Here is a 15,005-nt window from a genome sequence, read left to right on the forward strand (position 1 = left end):
TCGTCCCTTCAGCGGCCGGAGACTGCATACACGCCGCTCGGGCGCCACAGCAGGATCGCGACCATCAGCGCGATGTTGGAAAACAGCGCCACCTTGGGCACGAGAAAACCGGTGTAATTGGCCATCAGCCCCACCAGCAACGAGCCGATCAGCGCCCCGCCCGTGCTGCCCAGCCCGCCGATGATGATCACGATGAAGATCAGGATGTTGACCTGCGCGCCCATCTGCGGCACCACGCTTTGCTGGTACAGCCCCCACATCACGCCGCCCAGGCCGGCCAGCGCGCTGCCCGCGACGAACACGCCGACGAACAGGCGCCGGATGCGGTAGCCCAGGCTCTCGACCATCTCGCGGTCCTGCACCCCGGCGCGGATCAAGAGGCCCACCTTGGTGCGCGCCAGTACCCAGATCAGCGCGGCAAAGACGATCAGCCCCACGACCACGGCGATCAGGCGGTACTTCTCGATCGCCGCATCGCCCAGCAGGATGGAGCCACGCATCGCCACCGGCAGCGGCAGCGGGATTTGCGCCGGGCCCCAGATCACCTTGATCATCTCCTCGCCGATGATCATCCCGCCCATCGTGATGAGAATCTGCTTGAGGTGGTTGCCATACACCGGGCGCACCAGAAAGCGCTCGAAGGCGATGCCCACGGCCCCCGCCACCAGCATGGCCACGACCATTGCGGGCAGCACCGCCAGCAGGTTGCGCCAGAGCTCGCCCGAGCCGGTCCAGTCGCCCATCAGCCCGAGCACGCTGGTGGCCACGAAGGCCCCGAGCGCGATGAACACGCCGTGGCCGAAGTTGAGCACGTCCATCAGGCCGAAGATCAGCGTCAGGCCGGAGGCGATGATGAAGATGATCATCCCCATGGCCAGGCCCGCCACCGTGAGCGTCAGCCAGGTGGAAGGCGAGGCTATCAGCGGCAGCACCCCGAGCGCCAGCAGCGGCACCAGCGCGAGCGGCTTCCAGTCCAGGTCGCCCAGCTTCATGCGCGCACTCCTGTATTGATAGCTGTCAGCGCTTGCTGCACAAAGGCTGGAGCCGATTTTGGCTCATATTTCATAGCGACAGCCCCAGCAGTGAACGCTGCAGCGCCTCGTCCTGCGCGAGCTGGGCCATCGGCCCCGCATGCACCACGCGGCCGTTGTCCATCACCGCCACGCCGTCGCCCAGCCGCTGCGCGAAGCGGATGTTTTGCTCCACCAGCAGGATGGTCACGCCGCCGCGCTTGAGCTGCTCGAAGGCGGCGATCATGTTGTTGACGATGGCCGGCGCCAGACCCTTGCTGGGCTCGTCCACGATGAGCAGGTCGCGCGGCTCGACGATGGCGCGCGCCACCGCCACCATCTGCTTTTGCCCGCCCGAGAGCTTGCCCGCGGCCTGGTTCCAGAACTTTTGCACCGCAGGGAACAGGCCGAAGATCCACTGCAGGCGCTCGCCGTCCATCTGCGCCGCGTTCGCCGCGCCGCGCGCGGCCAGCAGCAGGTTTTCCTTCACCGTCAGGTCGGCGAAGATGCCCATGTTCTCGGGCACGTAGGCAATGTTCAATTGCGCGATCCGGGGCGTGTCCAGGGCCGTGATGTCGCACTCGCCAAAGCGGATGCTGCCTTGCGAGGCATGCCACAGACCCATGATGGTGCGCAAGCAGGTCGTCTTGCCCGCGCCATTGCGCCCCAGCAGCAGCGTGACCTGGCCCCTGGGCACGACCAGATCGACGCCGTGCAGGATGTGGTACGCCCCGATGTGCGTGTGCACGCCCGCCAGTTCCAGCAGGTTGTCGCTCATGGCCTTTGCTCCTCCCTCCCCCGCTGGGGGAGGGTTGGGGTGGGGGCCAGCGGCACCAGCATTGATGAGTGTGTGCTCCACCAAAAGCAAGCCCCCATCCCAGCCTTCCCCCAGCGGTGGAAGGAGTGCAATACCGCGCTCATGCCGCGGCCTCCTCGGTGCCCACGCCCAAGTAAGCTTGTTGCACCACGGGCGAGGCGATCACCTCTGCGGGTTCGCCATCGGCCACCAGCGTGCCGTTGGTCAGCACGATGATGCGATCGGCCAGCTCGCGCACCACATCCATCTTGTGCTCCACCAGCAGGATGACCTTGGTCTTGTCCTTCTTGAGCTCGCGGATCAGATCCAGGATCACCGGCGCCTCATCGTGGCTCATGCCGGCCGTGGGCTCATCGAACATGTAGACCTGCGGCTCCAGCGCCATCAAGAGCGCCACCTCCAGCTTGCGCTGGTCGCCATGCGGCAGGCTGGAGACCGCAGCATCGCGCCGCTCCCAGAGCGCGACGGTGCGCAAAATGTCCTCGGCGCGCTGGGTCAACTCGCCGTAGTCGCTCCAGATGCTCCACAGATTCAGGCCGCGGCGATGATGCCCGCCGCGCGTGGCCTGCACCGCCAGGCGCACGTTCTCCAGCACCGGCAGATTCGGGAACAGGTTGGTAAGCTGAAACGCCCGGCCCAACCCGGCGCGCGCGCGCTGCGAGGGCGCAAGCGCACTCAAATCGCGCCCATCCAGATGCACGTTGCCGCTGCTGGCCTTGAGTTGCCCCGAGATCAGGTTGAAGTAAGTCGTCTTGCCCGCGCCATTGGGCCCGACGATGGCCGTGAGCGTACCGGGCGCAAACGCGCAGCTCACCGCATTGACGGCCACGTGGCCGCCAAAGCGGATGGTGAGATCGCGGGTTTCGAGCATGAAGGTGCAGGGCAGTTTGACTCCTTCCCCCGCTGGGGGAAGGTTGGGATGGGGGCATCCGGTTTGTCGGCGCGCGGTGGCGTGGCTCCAGGGTGATGGCGCGGCTGCCCTCACCCCAGCCCTCTCCCAGAGGGAGAGGGAGAAAAACCGGCGTCAGCGCTTGTTGCGGATCAGCACCTGCATCTCTTCAGGCTTGATCTCGCGCACCAGCTCGGGCACGCCCCAGGCAAACGCCGGGTCGTCCTTGATGCGGAAGTGGTACATGCTCTGCATCGCCTGGTGGTCTTCGCGCCTGAAGGTCATCACCCCCTTGGGCGTGTCAAAACTCATGCCTTCCATGGTCTTGATGAGCTTGTTGGTGTTGGTGTCGCCACCGGTCTTCTTGAGCGCCGTGATAATGGCCATCGCGGCCGAGAAGCCGCCGGCGGTGAAGAAGTCCGGCGGCGTCTTGAATTCCTTGTAGTGCATGGCGACCAGCGCATCGTTCACCGGGTTCTTCGGGATGCCGAAGTAGTAGTAGGTGGCACCCTCCATGCCCGGAAAGTTCTTGTAGCTGGCCATGGCCGGCAGGATGTTGCCGCCGGTGAACACCTCGATGCCAAAGCGCTTCTTCAGATCCGCAGCCGCCAGCGCGTTGAAGGGCGGCGTGCCGCCGGCCCAGATCACCTCGATCGCCTTGCGCCCCGGCTTGTCCTTGAGCGCATCCACCAGGCGCTGGATGCCGGCGGTGAAATCCGTCGTGGTCTGCGGCAGGTATTCCTCGTGCACTATTTTTGCGTGCTTGAGCGCCACCTTGAAGGCCTTCACGCCATCACGGCCAAAGGCATAGTCCTGCGCCAGCGTGGCCACAGCCACGCCGTCCTTGTCCATCGCCACCGCGTTGGCGATCGCATCCTGGCTGGAGTTGCGGCCGGTACGGAAAATGTACTTGTTCCACTTGTCACCGGTGATCGCGTCGGCCACCGCCGGCTCGACCAGCAAAATCTTCTTGTATTCCTCGGCCACCGGCAGCATGGCCAGCGCCACGCCCGAGCTCGTCGGCCCCACGGCCAGATCAGCCTTGTCGTCGGCGTAGGCCGCCGCCAGCAGGCTCTTGCCCAGGTCTGGCTTGCCCTGGTCGTCTTTCTCGATCACGACGATCTTCTTGCCGTCCAGCACCATGGTGCCGCCCGTGGCATAGGCCAGGCCCATCAGCAGGCCGGTTTGCGTCTGTTTGCCATAGGCCTCCAGCAGCCCCGTCTTGCTGTAGACGTGGGCGATGCGGATTTCCTTGGACTGGCTGAATACCGGCAGACTGACGGCGGTGGCAAGTGCGGCCAGGGCGACCAGGGTACGACGTTGCATGAGGGAGCCTCCTGTATGGAATGCCCATGTGCATGCACAAGCCATGCCAATGCCCGAAGCGCCGCAATGACGACAGCTTCAGCACAGAATGTCCAAAAATCAGGCGTTTTATTGACCAATAATGAGACAATTGTCTACAAAATGTCGGCCCTCCGTATCCAACCCCGGCATGACAAGACCATCATCCCGCCTCCCTGTTTTCAAGTGTGTGGCGCATGCTTTTGCCCGGCCCATTGCAATGGGGACGAGGTGCCGGGACGTCATGAACACAGTCGGGACGCTGCGCCAAAAGAGCGGCCAGACGCAAGCGCTACCCTGCCTATACTGATCGGCGTACCATAAGAAAGAACCGGCGTACCACAAGAACAGGAGCTTCCCATGGGCACCAACGCACTACCCCACCTGCTGGAGCGCCGCCAGCTGCTGAAATACGGCGCGGCGGCACTGGGCACCCATTTGCTGGCTGGCTGCGGCGGTGGCGACGACCCTTTGCCCGATTGCCAGCCCATTTACGACGAGGCCGGCCAATGGATCACCGATACCTGCTCGCACGGCAGTGGCGAACCGACACAAGGGTATTTTTCGGTGGATGGTCGGCAAATCCTCAAGGATGGCGTGCCCTTCTTCGCGCAGGGCGTGTGCTACGCACCGCAACCGGTGGGTGCGAGTTTCGATTTCGAGCCCTGGGGCGATTTTTTTACCGATTTCTGGGACAAGGTCTTCATGCGCGACCTGCCCATGATGAAAAAAATGGGCATCAACACCATCAGGCTCTATTCGACGCTGCCATTCCGCGGCATCGAAGCTGTGGCGGGCGCGGCGCAAAGCCACAAGAAATTTCTCGACGCCTGCCTGGACAACGGAATTTTCGCCTGGGTTGGCTACCCCATCGATGGCGGGGTTTTTCTCAACCCGAAGACCAAGGCCAGAGTGGAAACAGGGGTGAAGGAGATTGCGCGGCAGATTGGGTCGCACCCCGCGGTGATGGGGTTCATCATGGGCAACGAGGCCAATTTGTCCAGCGGCTTTTCAGCCGCCGAGAACCGGCAAGTTCCCATCAAGAGCGCACCCGATTTCTGGGCATGGATAGACAAGCTTGGAGAAGTGACGAAACAACAGGCGCCCATGAAGTTGACCATGACCTGCCTGATTGACGATTCCATGGAAAGCGTGGACTACGCGATGCAATTCGGCGGGCTTCCCAACATCGACGTCATCGGCATCAATTCTTACCGCGGCAATGTCACCAATGGGTTCGACAACCTGTTTTCCCGCTTCGAAGAATTGACCCGCGCCCACCCGCATGCCTTGCTGATCACCGAATTCGGATGCCCCGCTTCCACGCGCAGTGGCACGGCCGCGACAGAGCTGCCAAACAATGCCAAGGAGCAGGCAGATTACATCAGCGTGCACTGGCAGGACATCGTGAAGAACAAGGCAGTGGCATCGGGCGGTTATGTTTTTGCATGGTCCGATGAATGGTGGAAGGCCGGGGATCCGCCAGTGCACAACGTCAAGCCCGAAACGAGCAGAATAGATCAATTCCCAGGGCATTATTGGGATGAGGAATGGTTCGGCATTTACTCCATCCAGCCAGACCCGCGCCGCAAACCTTCGGATCCGGTCAACTCGGACGGGAGCTATTACCCGGACATCCTGACGCCTCGCGCCGCCGTGGCGGAATTGACCAAGCTGTGGACGGCGGCGCAGTAGGGACCAAGGGCGCGAAGTCGCCCGATTTCGCCCCAACCCGAAGGGCAGTGCTGTTTTCAGGCGAACCGCGAGACACAAAGCGCAGACATGGCGAGCCTTTGCAACGACGCTGTCCGCCCAAGCCAGGAATGCGCCGCGCGCGGGATTTGCTTGGCGTCGCCCTAAGTGGCGCCCTCGCTCATCCGCTTTTCCAGCTCGTGGCGCATGATCTTGCCGGTGGTGCTGCGCGGCAGGAATTCATCCGGCACGAAGTGCACTTCCTTGGGCACCTTGTAGCCCGCGATGTGGGCGCGGCACAGCTCGATGAGGGTCTGTTCCGTCAGCGACGCATCCTTGCGCACCACCCAGGCCACCGGCACCTCGCCCCACTTGGCATCGGGGCGGCGCGTCACCACCGCGTCGGCCACGCGCGGCTCGGCCAGCAGCACGCGCTCGATCTCGGCCGGGTAGATGTTCTCGCCGCCGGACTTGATCAGGTACTTGCGCCGGTCGACGAAGGAGAGCGTGCCGTCCGGGTTGCGCACGAACACGTCGCCCATGTGAAACCAGCCGCCGCGAAAATCCTCGGCATTGGCTTCAGGGTTGTTCCAATAGCCTGAAAACAGCGTCGGCCCGCGCATCGCCAGCTCACCCGGCTCGCCATCGGCCACCTCGTGGTCGTCGGCGTCCACCAGCTTGATGCGGCAAAAGCTGCTCTGGATCTTGTTCAGGCTGGCGGGCACCTGGCCTACCGTGATGGTGTGGCGCGTGGCCGGCGGCAGCCCGGTTTCGGTCGAGCCAAAGGTGTTCAGATAAGGCGCGCCCACGAGACGCGTGACCTCGGCAATCTGCTCACGCGGCACCAGATCGGCCATCACGCCCACCCAGCGCATGCCGGCCACGGGTTTGCCAGTGGCGCGCAGGGCGTCCAGAAAGGGCGTGATCATGCCGGGCATGAGCGTGAAGCGCGCCAGGCGCTCGCGCACCGCGATCCGCGCCAGCGCGGGCGCGTCAAAACCGTCGGTGACGATCACCTTCGCGCCCTGGATCAGCGTCATGAACACCGTGTCGGTCGAGACCATGTGAAACAGCGGCGCCCAGGCAACAAAGTGCTCCTCCTGCGTACTGGGCAGATCGATCATCTGGTTCTGCGCCCGCGCGATTTCGGCGCGCTGGCTGATCAGCGCCCCCTTGGGCATGCCGGTGGTGCCGCTGGTGTAGAGGATGACCACGCCATCCTCGGGCTCGCACGCATCGGGCACCGCGGCGGCGCTCTGCCCGGCCAGCGCGGCCTCGTAGTCAGCGCCGAAGCTCAAGCCGGGCGCCAGCCCGGCGTAGCGCGCGGCAATGTCGGCGTGGCGCGCCGAGGCGTGGATCAATTTGGGCGTCACCAGGCTCAGGCAGTGGTGCAGCTCGCGCTCGGCCAGGCGCCAGTTCTGGCAGGCGGCAATCACCCCGAGCTTGGCCGCCGCCACCAGCACCTCCACGTACTCCATGCCGTTTTCCGCCAGCACCGCCACGCGGTCGCCCCGCCCTATGCCGCGCGACATCCAGTAGCGGCACAGGCGGTTGCTGCGCTCGTCCAGCTCGGCATAGCTCAGCTGGCGATCACCCTGCTGCAGCGCGATGCGCCCGGGGCCCATGCGCACGCTCAGGGCAAAGAGCGCACCCAGGGTCAGGCCCGAGGCCTGGCGCGCAAGTTCAAAATCCACTGCTGCTGCGGCGTGCTCGCTGTGCATGTCTTCCTCGTGCAAAAAGTCTCGACGCCCCGCATCATGCGGCAAAAGCGTCGCGCACCTTGCACGGCATGCAGACCCCGTCAGCTTTCGCGCCTATCGGCCATGCGGTCATAGAGCGTGGCGCGCGAGATGCCCAAGAGGCGTGCGACTGCCACCTTGTTGCCGCGCTCGGTCTTGATCGCCGCGGCAATCGCGCGCTGCTCCAGCTCGGCCACCTGCTCGGCCAATGGTCGCAGCAGGCCGGCATCGTGCTCGCGCGCTCCCTGGAGGGCTACCAAGGAGCCGGGCGCTTGCGGCTCCATCCCCGATTCGCGCAACACGGCCGCCAGCTGCGCGGCATCGATGGTCGGCGAATCGCTGCGCAAAACGGCCTGCTCCAGCACGTTGCGCAGCTCCCGGATATTGCCGCGCCAGGTCTGGGCGGCCAGCAGCGCCATCGCGTCGGCCAGCAGTTCCGGCTGCACCGTGCCGCTGCGTTGCGCCAGGTCTTCACCCAATACCTCGACCAGCGCGGCGATATCGTCGCGCCGCTCGCGCAGCGGCGGCACGCGGATGGGCAGCACGTTGAGGCGGTAGTACAGGTCCTCGCGAAACTGCCCCTCGCGCACCAGCGCCGCCAGGTCGCGGCTGGTGGCCGCGATGATGCGCACGTTCACCGGGATCAGCCGGTTGCTGCCCAGCGGCTCGATCTCGCCCTCCTGCAGCACGCGCAGCAGCTTGGATTGCAGCGCCAGCGGCATGTCGCCGATTTCGTCGAGAAACAGCGTGCCGCCATCGGCCAGCTTGAACTTCCCCTCACGGCCCTTGCGATCGGCGCCGGTGAAGGCACCGGGCGCAAAGCCGAAGAACTCCGCCTCCAGCAGCGTATCGGGCACGGCAGCGATGTTCACGCTGACCAGGGCCTCACCGGCACGCGGCGAGGCGGCATGGATGCCGTGCGCCAGCAACTCCTTGCCCGTGCCCGTCTCGCCCAGCAGCAGCACCGGGCTGCTGGAGAGCGCCGCCCGGCGCGCGCGGCGCTTGACCTCCACCGCCGCGGCGCTGCTGCCGACAAAGCTGGCTAAGGTGTACTTGGCGCGCCGCCCGCCGCCCACCTGCGCGCTGCGCTGCGCCGCCAATTCACGCTGCGCGTCCGCCAGGTCCTGCTGCATCCGGGCGAACTTGGCAATCAAGGGCTGCAAGGTGGTCTCGGGCTGGTCGAACAGCACCATGCCGATGGCGCCTATCACCGCGCCGCCCTCATCGAGCAAGGGCAGCCGGCTCACCACGAAAGTGCCCGCCCGGTTGGTGAGCAGGTCGATCAGCACCGGCTTGCCGGTCTCCAGTACGCGGCGCATCTGGGTGTTGGGAATCACGTCCTCGACCTTGTGGCCGACAAAATCCTCCACGGATTCGAGCCCCAGCGCCGGCAGAAAGCGCCGATAGCCCTCGTTCACCCAGACGATGGTGCCGCGCTCGTCCATGATGAACATGCCCTGGCTCAGGCTGGAAAACAGCTGGAACATCGAGCGCACCGCCAAGTCCAGAATGCCCTGGGGGTCCTGCGGCAGCGCGGTGGCGTCGGGTGCAATGGTCGGCATGGCGCAATGGTAGTGGCTGCAAGTCGCACAATGGCTGCACCTTCACTCTGCCTTGTCGCCCGTGCTCTACCCCGCCCTCAAGCTCGCCCACCTGCTCTCCATCATCGCCTGGGTCGGTGGCATGGCCTTCGCCCATTTCTTCCTGCGCCCCGCGGTGCAGGCGCTGGAGCCACCGCAGCGCCTGACCCTGATGCGCGATGTGCTGCAGCGCTTCCTGGCCGCGATGGCGCTGGCTGTCACCGTCGTGCTGCTCAGTGGCCTGGCGCTGATCGGCCTGGCGCACATGGCTGGCGCGCAAGCGCTGGCCATGCCGCCGGCGTGGACCTTCATGGCCATCCTCGGGCTGGTGATGGTGGCGATCTTTGTTGGCATCTGGCTGCGTCTGCTCCCACGCCTGAACCAGGCGGTGAACGCGCGCCAATGGCCGCAAGCCGCAGCGGCGCTGGCGCCGATACGCCACTGGGTAGGCGTGAACCTCACGCTCGGCGTGGTGATCGTGGCGGTGGTGATGCTCTGGTAGCGCCAGCGGCTCACGCGCGCTGCGTGCCGGCGAAATTCAGGGCCGCCAGCGCCGCCGCAATCAACCCGATACCCAACCACTCGACGTCGGAGGGGCTCTCGCCCAGCAGCGCCCAGGCAAACAGCACGCCGCCGACAGGCACCGCCAGGCTGGTCAGCCCCGCCACGCTGGCGGCCACGCGCTGCACCACCACGGCCCAGGCCACCCAGGCGATGCTGGAGGCCAGAAAGCCCGCATACAGCAGCGCGCCGACATAGCTGGCCGTCCAGTGGATGCCGCGCTCGGGCACCAGAGCGGCCACGACGACCAGCGCCAGCGTGCCATACAGCATCTGCCAGGCGGTGAGCCTGAGTGGCGTGACATCCGGGTAGCGCTGGAACATGCGTTTGGCGAGCACCGCCGAGACCGCCCATGTCAGACCCGAGGCCAGCGCCAGCGCGACGCTGTGCGCCTCGCCCATGGCCTGCCATGGCTGCACCACCAGCACAAAACCGACGGCCGCCGCTGCAATGCACAGCCAGCGCGCACGGCCCGGGCGCTCGCCCAGCCACCACCAGGCCAGCGGCACGATCCAGAACGGCATCGAATACGCCAGGATCGCCATCTTTCCGGCACCGCCAGACACCAGCGACAACTGCACCAGCAGCTGGAACCCCGCGGTCTGCGTCAGCCCCACGCCCAGCGTCGGCAGCCACGGCGTCGGGCGCAGCGGCCGGCGCAGCAGCGCCAGCAAGGCAAACAGACCGGCCGTGCCCAGCAAATAACGCAACGCGCTGAAGGCAAACGGCCCGCCGTCGCGCAGGGCCAGCTTCATCACCACCCAGTTAAGGCTCCAGATGGCGGTGAGCACGAAAATGCCCAGCAGGGCAATTTTGTCGGTCGATGGTTTTTGCATGGCAGGGCCAATGTAGAACTTTCGCCACCTGCCTGCCGGCCTGCATTTTCTATGCTATTGATAGCTATCAGCGCTTGCTGGAAAAGCGCTAAAGCCCTAAATGGCTTCAAATTCTGGCAGCAGTGCTCGCCAGCGCTGCACATCCTCCAGCGTGCGAAAGCGGCCGAACGCGCGCTCGTCCTGCTCGCGCACGATGGGGAAGGTGGAAAGCACGTAGTCCACGTCCGCGGCATCCAGGCCATAGAGCCAGAAGAACAGCGCATCCAGAGCGGCCAGGCGCTCGCGGCGCTCTTCGTCGTTCCACACGATGGGCGGCAGTACGGCGCCCTGCGAATCCACATAGCCCAGATCACGCGCCAACGGCGCCAGGTCGTGCGCGGTGTAGGACAGCGCCAGCACCTGCGGGATGACGAAGTCGGCCACCGACGGCTGGGCGTGGTGGCCGTTCATCAGCTGCGCCTTGCGCGCGGCTGCGGTGAAGGCGGCGGGCAGGGGTTGGTTGAAGTGCGCCGGGGGGATGACGGGGAGTTGTTCGAGGATGAACAGGTTGATCGTCTGTCCTTGCAGCTTCTGGCGCAGTACGAAATCCAGCGCAAAGGCGTTGAGGTTGGCCGACAGCAGGCTGACGATACGCGCCGCTTCCGCACATGTCTCGGTTTGCGGCAAGAGCAGGGGCACCTTGTTTCCGAAACCCACACCTGGCAGCAGGGCTGCAATCATCGTCCGGACGTTGGTGGGGGCGGTGATTTCCTTGTAGCCCAGCGCCCACGGATATGGATTGGCTACGGCATCTGATGCCCGAACATAAAACTGCGGGGCGGGGAGACGTTCAGCACTCTCTTTTTCAGAGCTGGCAACGCTTACCTGCTGGGCGGCGCGCTTCAAATTGGCTGCATTCACCACCACATCCGCCGCGCGGTGGTCAAACATCTGCACCATCTTGCCCTCGTACAGCGGCAGCGCCTCTTCCTTCCCCTTGCGCCAGCGGTTCAGCGGCGCGCGTTGCCAGCCGCCCTGCTCCAGCTCCTCAGGCTTGAGGAACTTGCAACATGGTGGCGTACTTCACCGGCCACACGCGCTCATCGCCCTGCGGCGCGTGGCGCACCAGCACCGGGTGGCTGCGGTAGATGCGGGTGGTGATCTGCGCGTCGCGCCGGGTGCGGAAGATGGGCGCGGCGCCGGTGTTGGGGTTCACCAGCGCAAAGTCATCGGCGCCCAGCACCAGCACCTCGCCCGCCGCCTCGCGCGCTTCCAGCTCATCGAGGCTGTGCAGAAAGAAGGCGCACAGGGTCTGGTCAAAGCGCCGCTCGGGGCCGCCGAAAACCAGGGTGCAGAACTTGAAGCGTGAATCCACGTCCGGGAAGAACGCCTTGCGGTTCTCGAAGTCATACAGCGCGCCCAGCCGCCCGCTGGTGGCAATGCCGCTGAAGAATTCCGCCGCGCCCTTGTCCGCCGCAATGCCGCTGGGCGTGAGCAGTGCCACCAGCCCGCCGGGTTTGGCCAGGGTCTGCGCGCGCTCCACGAACAGGCTGTAGAGGTTGACATCGCCGCCGCCCAGCAGCGGGTAGTCGCCCGCCTTGGCAAGCACGCGGGCGTTGGCCTCGGCGCGCTGCACTGCGTCGGCATATTCGGCGGCCAGCGGCGCGCCTTTTTGCTGCAGCCCGGCAACCAGGCGCTTGCGGTCGGCAGCGCGCGGCTGGGTGGCGATGGCGGCGTCGCGCTCGGCAAACCATTCCACCTCCTGCAGCTTGATGCGGTCCCACGGGGGGTTGCCCAGCACCACGTCAAAGCCGCCGTTGCCATCCACGTCGAACACCGTGGGGAAGGCCGTCCACCAATGAAAGAAGCGCTCGCGCCGCGCCAGATCGGCGCAGGCGCGCATCAGCTCGGCCGCCTCGTCCGCGCCGGGTTCATGCGTTTCCAGTTGCCCGGCGGTCAAGGTCTCCACCAGGTTGCGCCCCGGCGCCAGCAACACGGCCAGCGCGGCGTGTGTGGCTTCATCGCCCAGTTTGGCCAGCTTGGCGGGCTTGTCTACTGGCCAGCCGGGCAGCAGCCAGCGCAGCGCGCGCCAGAAATCGAGCAGGCGGTGCAGCGGCGCGGTGCGCGCCTCGGCCTCCTCGGCGAGCGCGGCGGACTGGCGCGCCTCGGCAATGTCCACGTCGGTCAGGTCGGCCACCTGCGCCAGGCTTTGCGCGGCCAGCGCCAGGCGGTCGATGGCGCCGGCATCAAACAGCGTGCCGAGCTGCGCCAGGGTCTTGCGCACCGGTGCCAGCCGTTCCCCGTGCAGGCTGTCGCCCCATTTGATGTGGTGATCCAGAAAGGACAGCGGCGCGCCGACGGTGAAGGTGTGCAGCCACAGCGAGGTCTTGGCCAGCTCCACCGCCATGGCGTTCTTGTCCACGCCGAAGACGCACTTTTTGAGCACCATGCGGCGCACGATGTGGCGGTCGTCCAGCTGCTCGTCCGTCACCGCCCAGCCGTGCGCGCTGGCCTGGGCCCGGATCTCGCGCCGGATGGCGGCGATGCGCGCGACGATGGGGCTTTCCCACGCGCGCCCGCGCTCGGCCAGGTGCGCGGCCCAGGGCTGGGCGTTGACGAGGTCGCTGGCGCGGCTGGCAGCTTCCAGCACGCGGTCGGCCAGATCATCGACCAGCGTCACCAGAAAATGCCCGCTGCCCATGGCCGGGTCGCAGATGCTGAGCTCCAGGATCTGCGTGGCCGGGTCGATCGCATCGCGCTGGCCCGCGTCCGGCGTGCCGTCCAGCCTGTCCCACAGCGGCGGGGTCAGGCTGGCGCGGCTCTTCCAGCCGTCCAGCGTCTTTTCAAACGCCGCCATGCGCTCGGCCGCCAGCCGCCCGACCGATTCGCGCAGCACCAGCCGCACCAGATCGTGGTGGGTGTAGTAGCTGCCGCTGACCTTGCGCGCAAAGCTCGCCGGCACGGCAGCGATGCGGTCGATCTCGGGCTTGTCGCGGTAGTCGTCGCGCGCCTGCACCTCGTGCACCAGCTTGTATTCGAGCAGGCGCTCGTAGATGCCGCCCAGGTGGCTCACCGACAGGTCGCGGTAGTTGATCCAGCCCTTGATGACCTCTTCGGTGCGGCGTGAGAGCGCATCGATGATGGGGGCCATGATCTTGTCGGGCACGGTGGAGCGTTCCAGCAGCGGTGCGCGGGAGCGTTTGAACAGGCCGCCGTTGTAGGCGGGCATGCCTATACCGTCATCTCCCTGGTCAATCAACTCGAAAGCGCCGCGCAATGCCAGCCAGATGCGACCCACCGTGCTGGACCACTTGGCGCCCGCATCCATCTTGTCGCGCACCTCTTCACGAATGCGGCGCACGCTGTAATCCTGGTAGCGCGCATCGTGCACCGGCAGCAGGCGCCGGTCTTCGGCGTAGAACAGGAACAGCAGACGGTAGAGCAGCACCAGCGTGGCCTCGCGCACCTCGTCCAGATAGACCTCGTCGAACTGCGTGCGCGTGTAAACGCCGTAGCCCACGGTATGCGTGCGCTGCTGCAGGTCGCCACGCGCCAGCGCATCGGCCAGCTGCGGAAACACCTCGCCAAACACGCGCGCACCCAGGTCTTGCGAGACACGCTCTTCATACAAGCGCGCCTCATTCAGCGCATGGGCATGCAGCGTGCGCCCTGCCGCATCCCAGGCCTGCGGCACAAAGGCGGCGCGGCCAAAGAACAGCGCGAACAGGCGCAGCAGGTGCGCGGGCGGCGGGTCGTCCAGCTCGGGCTGAAAGCCGGGCAGGCCGAGCGCGCGGGCCAGCGGGATTTCAAAAAATTCCTCGGAGCGCGAGCGCGCATCCTGCCAGTACAGGCGCCAGACGCTGCCGTTGGTGAGCACGCCCCACTTCACCCGGCGCTCGCTTACCACATCGGCGCGGCTGAGATAACGCAGCATCTGCGAGCTGGGCGTATCCGGGTCGGCCAGGTCGGTGGCGTCGCCGCGGTCGAGCAGGCGCGTCCAGCGCTTGGCTTCGAGCAGCGCCAGACCGTGGCGGTAGCGTCTGTCGTCCTTGCTCTCCTGCAGCGCATCGGCCTTGCGCGCGGCATCGGCAAACAGCAGCCAGTCGGGCACGTCCTCGCGCCGCCTCACGGACAGGTTGACCTGCGGCAGACTGGTATCGCCCCAGCCCAGCAGCGCGAGCACGGGGGCGATGATTTCGGCCTCGGTCTGCGCCTCGTTGAGCACCGAGCCCACATCCCGCCCGTCGAAGATGGCGCGCAAGCCCTGCTCGAACGCCGCCAGCCAGGCATCGTCCAGCGCCTGCCAGGCGGGCGTTTCCAGCACGCCACGGTGCAGAAAATCCTGGGTGAAAAGCTGGCCTTGCATGTTCGTATCCTGGGAGCCTGTCGGACTTGGAGCGTCGATAGCGAAAATCGGCCCCAGCGAGACCAGTTTTTGCCGGATTTGCAGCCCAATAGCCGAGCTATTGGGCAAAAAAAGCGGCTGCACCGCCGTGACGGGGAACACGACGCGGAACGGCACCAGCGCAAAAAAAGCGGATGAACGGCAACCGTCCAT

Annotated in this window: 11 protein-coding genes; 2 read left to right on the top strand and 9 right to left on the bottom strand. The window is 65.9% G+C overall.

All coding sequences use genetic code 11. The features are described 5' to 3' along the window. Positions 1 to 8: 8 nt before the first annotated feature. The 4 genes from ABS45_RS11930 to ABS45_RS11945 all read right to left on the bottom strand — a co-directional run bounded on the left by ABS45_RS11930 (position 9) and on the right by ABS45_RS11945 (position 4,042). On the bottom strand, positions 9 to 992 hold the full coding sequence (locus ABS45_RS11930) for a branched-chain amino acid ABC transporter permease (RefSeq protein WP_291555748.1): 984 nt from the start codon (positions 990 to 992) through the stop codon (positions 9 to 11). Positions 993 to 1,062: 70 nt separating this feature from the next. Then, positions 1,063 to 1,788 carry an ABC transporter ATP-binding protein gene (locus ABS45_RS11935; RefSeq protein WP_291555749.1) on the bottom strand — a complete coding sequence of 242 codons (726 nt, stop codon included), beginning with the start codon at positions 1,786 to 1,788 and terminating at the stop codon, positions 1,063 to 1,065. Positions 1,789 to 1,927: 139 nt separating this feature from the next. After that, entirely contained in the window at positions 1,928 to 2,698 is a 771-nt protein-coding gene (locus tag ABS45_RS11940; protein WP_291555750.1) for an ABC transporter ATP-binding protein, read from the bottom strand. 153 nt (positions 2,699 to 2,851) lie between these two features. After that, on the bottom strand, positions 2,852 to 4,042 hold the full coding sequence (locus ABS45_RS11945) for a substrate-binding domain-containing protein (protein WP_291555751.1): 1,191 nt from the start codon (positions 4,040 to 4,042) through the stop codon (positions 2,852 to 2,854). A gap of 615 nt (positions 4,043 to 4,657) precedes the next feature. Between ABS45_RS11945 and ABS45_RS11950 the strand changes: the two genes are divergently transcribed. Then, positions 4,658 to 5,755, top strand: a complete 1,098-nt coding sequence (locus ABS45_RS11950) for a hypothetical protein (protein ID WP_291555752.1) — start codon at positions 4,658 to 4,660, stop codon at positions 5,753 to 5,755. Positions 5,756 to 5,916: 161 nt separating this feature from the next. On the opposite strand, the gene ABS45_RS11955 is transcribed toward ABS45_RS11950, so the two are convergent. Both ABS45_RS11955 and ABS45_RS11960 read right to left on the bottom strand, forming a co-directional pair. Continuing rightward, on the bottom strand, positions 5,917 to 7,473 hold the full coding sequence (locus ABS45_RS11955; protein WP_291555753.1) for an AMP-binding protein: 1,557 nt from the start codon (positions 7,471 to 7,473) through the stop codon (positions 5,917 to 5,919). An 80-nt stretch (positions 7,474 to 7,553) separates the two neighbouring features. Further along, complete coding sequence (locus tag ABS45_RS11960) at positions 7,554 to 9,053, bottom strand: sigma 54-interacting transcriptional regulator (RefSeq protein ID WP_291555754.1); 1,500 nt, start codon at positions 9,051 to 9,053, stop codon at positions 7,554 to 7,556. A gap of 61 nt (positions 9,054 to 9,114) precedes the next feature. Here ABS45_RS11960 and ABS45_RS11965 point away from each other — a divergent pair, with 61 nt between their 5' ends. Further along, positions 9,115 to 9,573, top strand: coding sequence for a CopD family protein (locus ABS45_RS11965; RefSeq protein ID WP_291555755.1), 459 nt, complete (start codon positions 9,115 to 9,117; stop codon positions 9,571 to 9,573). Positions 9,574 to 9,583: 10 nt separating this feature from the next. Here the strand turns inward: ABS45_RS11965 and ABS45_RS11970 are convergent, their stop codons facing one another. The 3 genes from ABS45_RS11970 to ABS45_RS11980 form a co-directional block, all read right to left on the bottom strand. Next, on the bottom strand, positions 9,584 to 10,468 hold the full coding sequence (locus ABS45_RS11970; RefSeq protein ID WP_291555756.1) for a DMT family transporter: 885 nt from the start codon (positions 10,466 to 10,468) through the stop codon (positions 9,584 to 9,586). Positions 10,469 to 10,564: 96 nt separating this feature from the next. Then, on the bottom strand, positions 10,565 to 11,398 hold the full coding sequence (locus ABS45_RS11975; RefSeq protein ID WP_291555757.1) for a hypothetical protein: 834 nt from the start codon (positions 11,396 to 11,398) through the stop codon (positions 10,565 to 10,567). Between the two features lie 97 nt (positions 11,399 to 11,495). Continuing rightward, positions 11,496 to 14,813 carry a hypothetical protein gene (locus ABS45_RS11980; protein WP_291555758.1) on the bottom strand — a complete coding sequence of 1,106 codons (3,318 nt, stop codon included), beginning with the start codon at positions 14,811 to 14,813 and terminating at the stop codon, positions 11,496 to 11,498. Positions 14,814 to 15,005: the final 192 nt, after the last annotated feature.

Source organism: Comamonas sp. SCN 65-56, from assembly GCF_001724135.1.
Taxonomy (GTDB): domain Bacteria; phylum Pseudomonadota; class Gammaproteobacteria; order Burkholderiales; family Burkholderiaceae_C; genus Comamonas_C.

Bases quoted from the DNA above. Each gene is read 5' to 3' on its own strand.
- ABS45_RS11970 (WP_291555756.1), bottom strand. From the start codon at position 10,468: ATGCAAAAACCATCGACCGACAAAATTGCCCTGCTGGGCATTTTCGTG.
- ABS45_RS11945 (WP_291555751.1), bottom strand. From the start codon at position 4,042: ATGCAACGTCGTACCCTGGTCGCCCTGGCCGCACTTGCCACCGCCGTC.
- ABS45_RS11980 (WP_291555758.1), bottom strand. From the start codon at position 14,813: ATGCAAGGCCAGCTTTTCACCCAGGATTTTCTGCACCGTGGCGTGCTG.
- ABS45_RS11955 (WP_291555753.1), bottom strand. From the start codon at position 7,473: ATGCACAGCGAGCACGCCGCAGCAGCAGTGGATTTTGAACTTGCGCGC.
- ABS45_RS11960 (WP_291555754.1), bottom strand. From the start codon at position 9,053: ATGCCGACCATTGCACCCGACGCCACCGCGCTGCCGCAGGACCCCCAG.
- ABS45_RS11940 (WP_291555750.1), bottom strand. From the start codon at position 2,698: ATGCTCGAAACCCGCGATCTCACCATCCGCTTTGGCGGCCACGTGGCC.
- ABS45_RS11975 (WP_291555757.1), bottom strand. From the start codon at position 11,398: ATGTTTGACCACCGCGCGGCGGATGTGGTGGTGAATGCAGCCAATTTG.
- ABS45_RS11930 (WP_291555748.1), bottom strand. From the start codon at position 992: ATGAAGCTGGGCGACCTGGACTGGAAGCCGCTCGCGCTGGTGCCGCTG.
- ABS45_RS11935 (WP_291555749.1), bottom strand. From the start codon at position 1,788: ATGAGCGACAACCTGCTGGAACTGGCGGGCGTGCACACGCACATCGGG.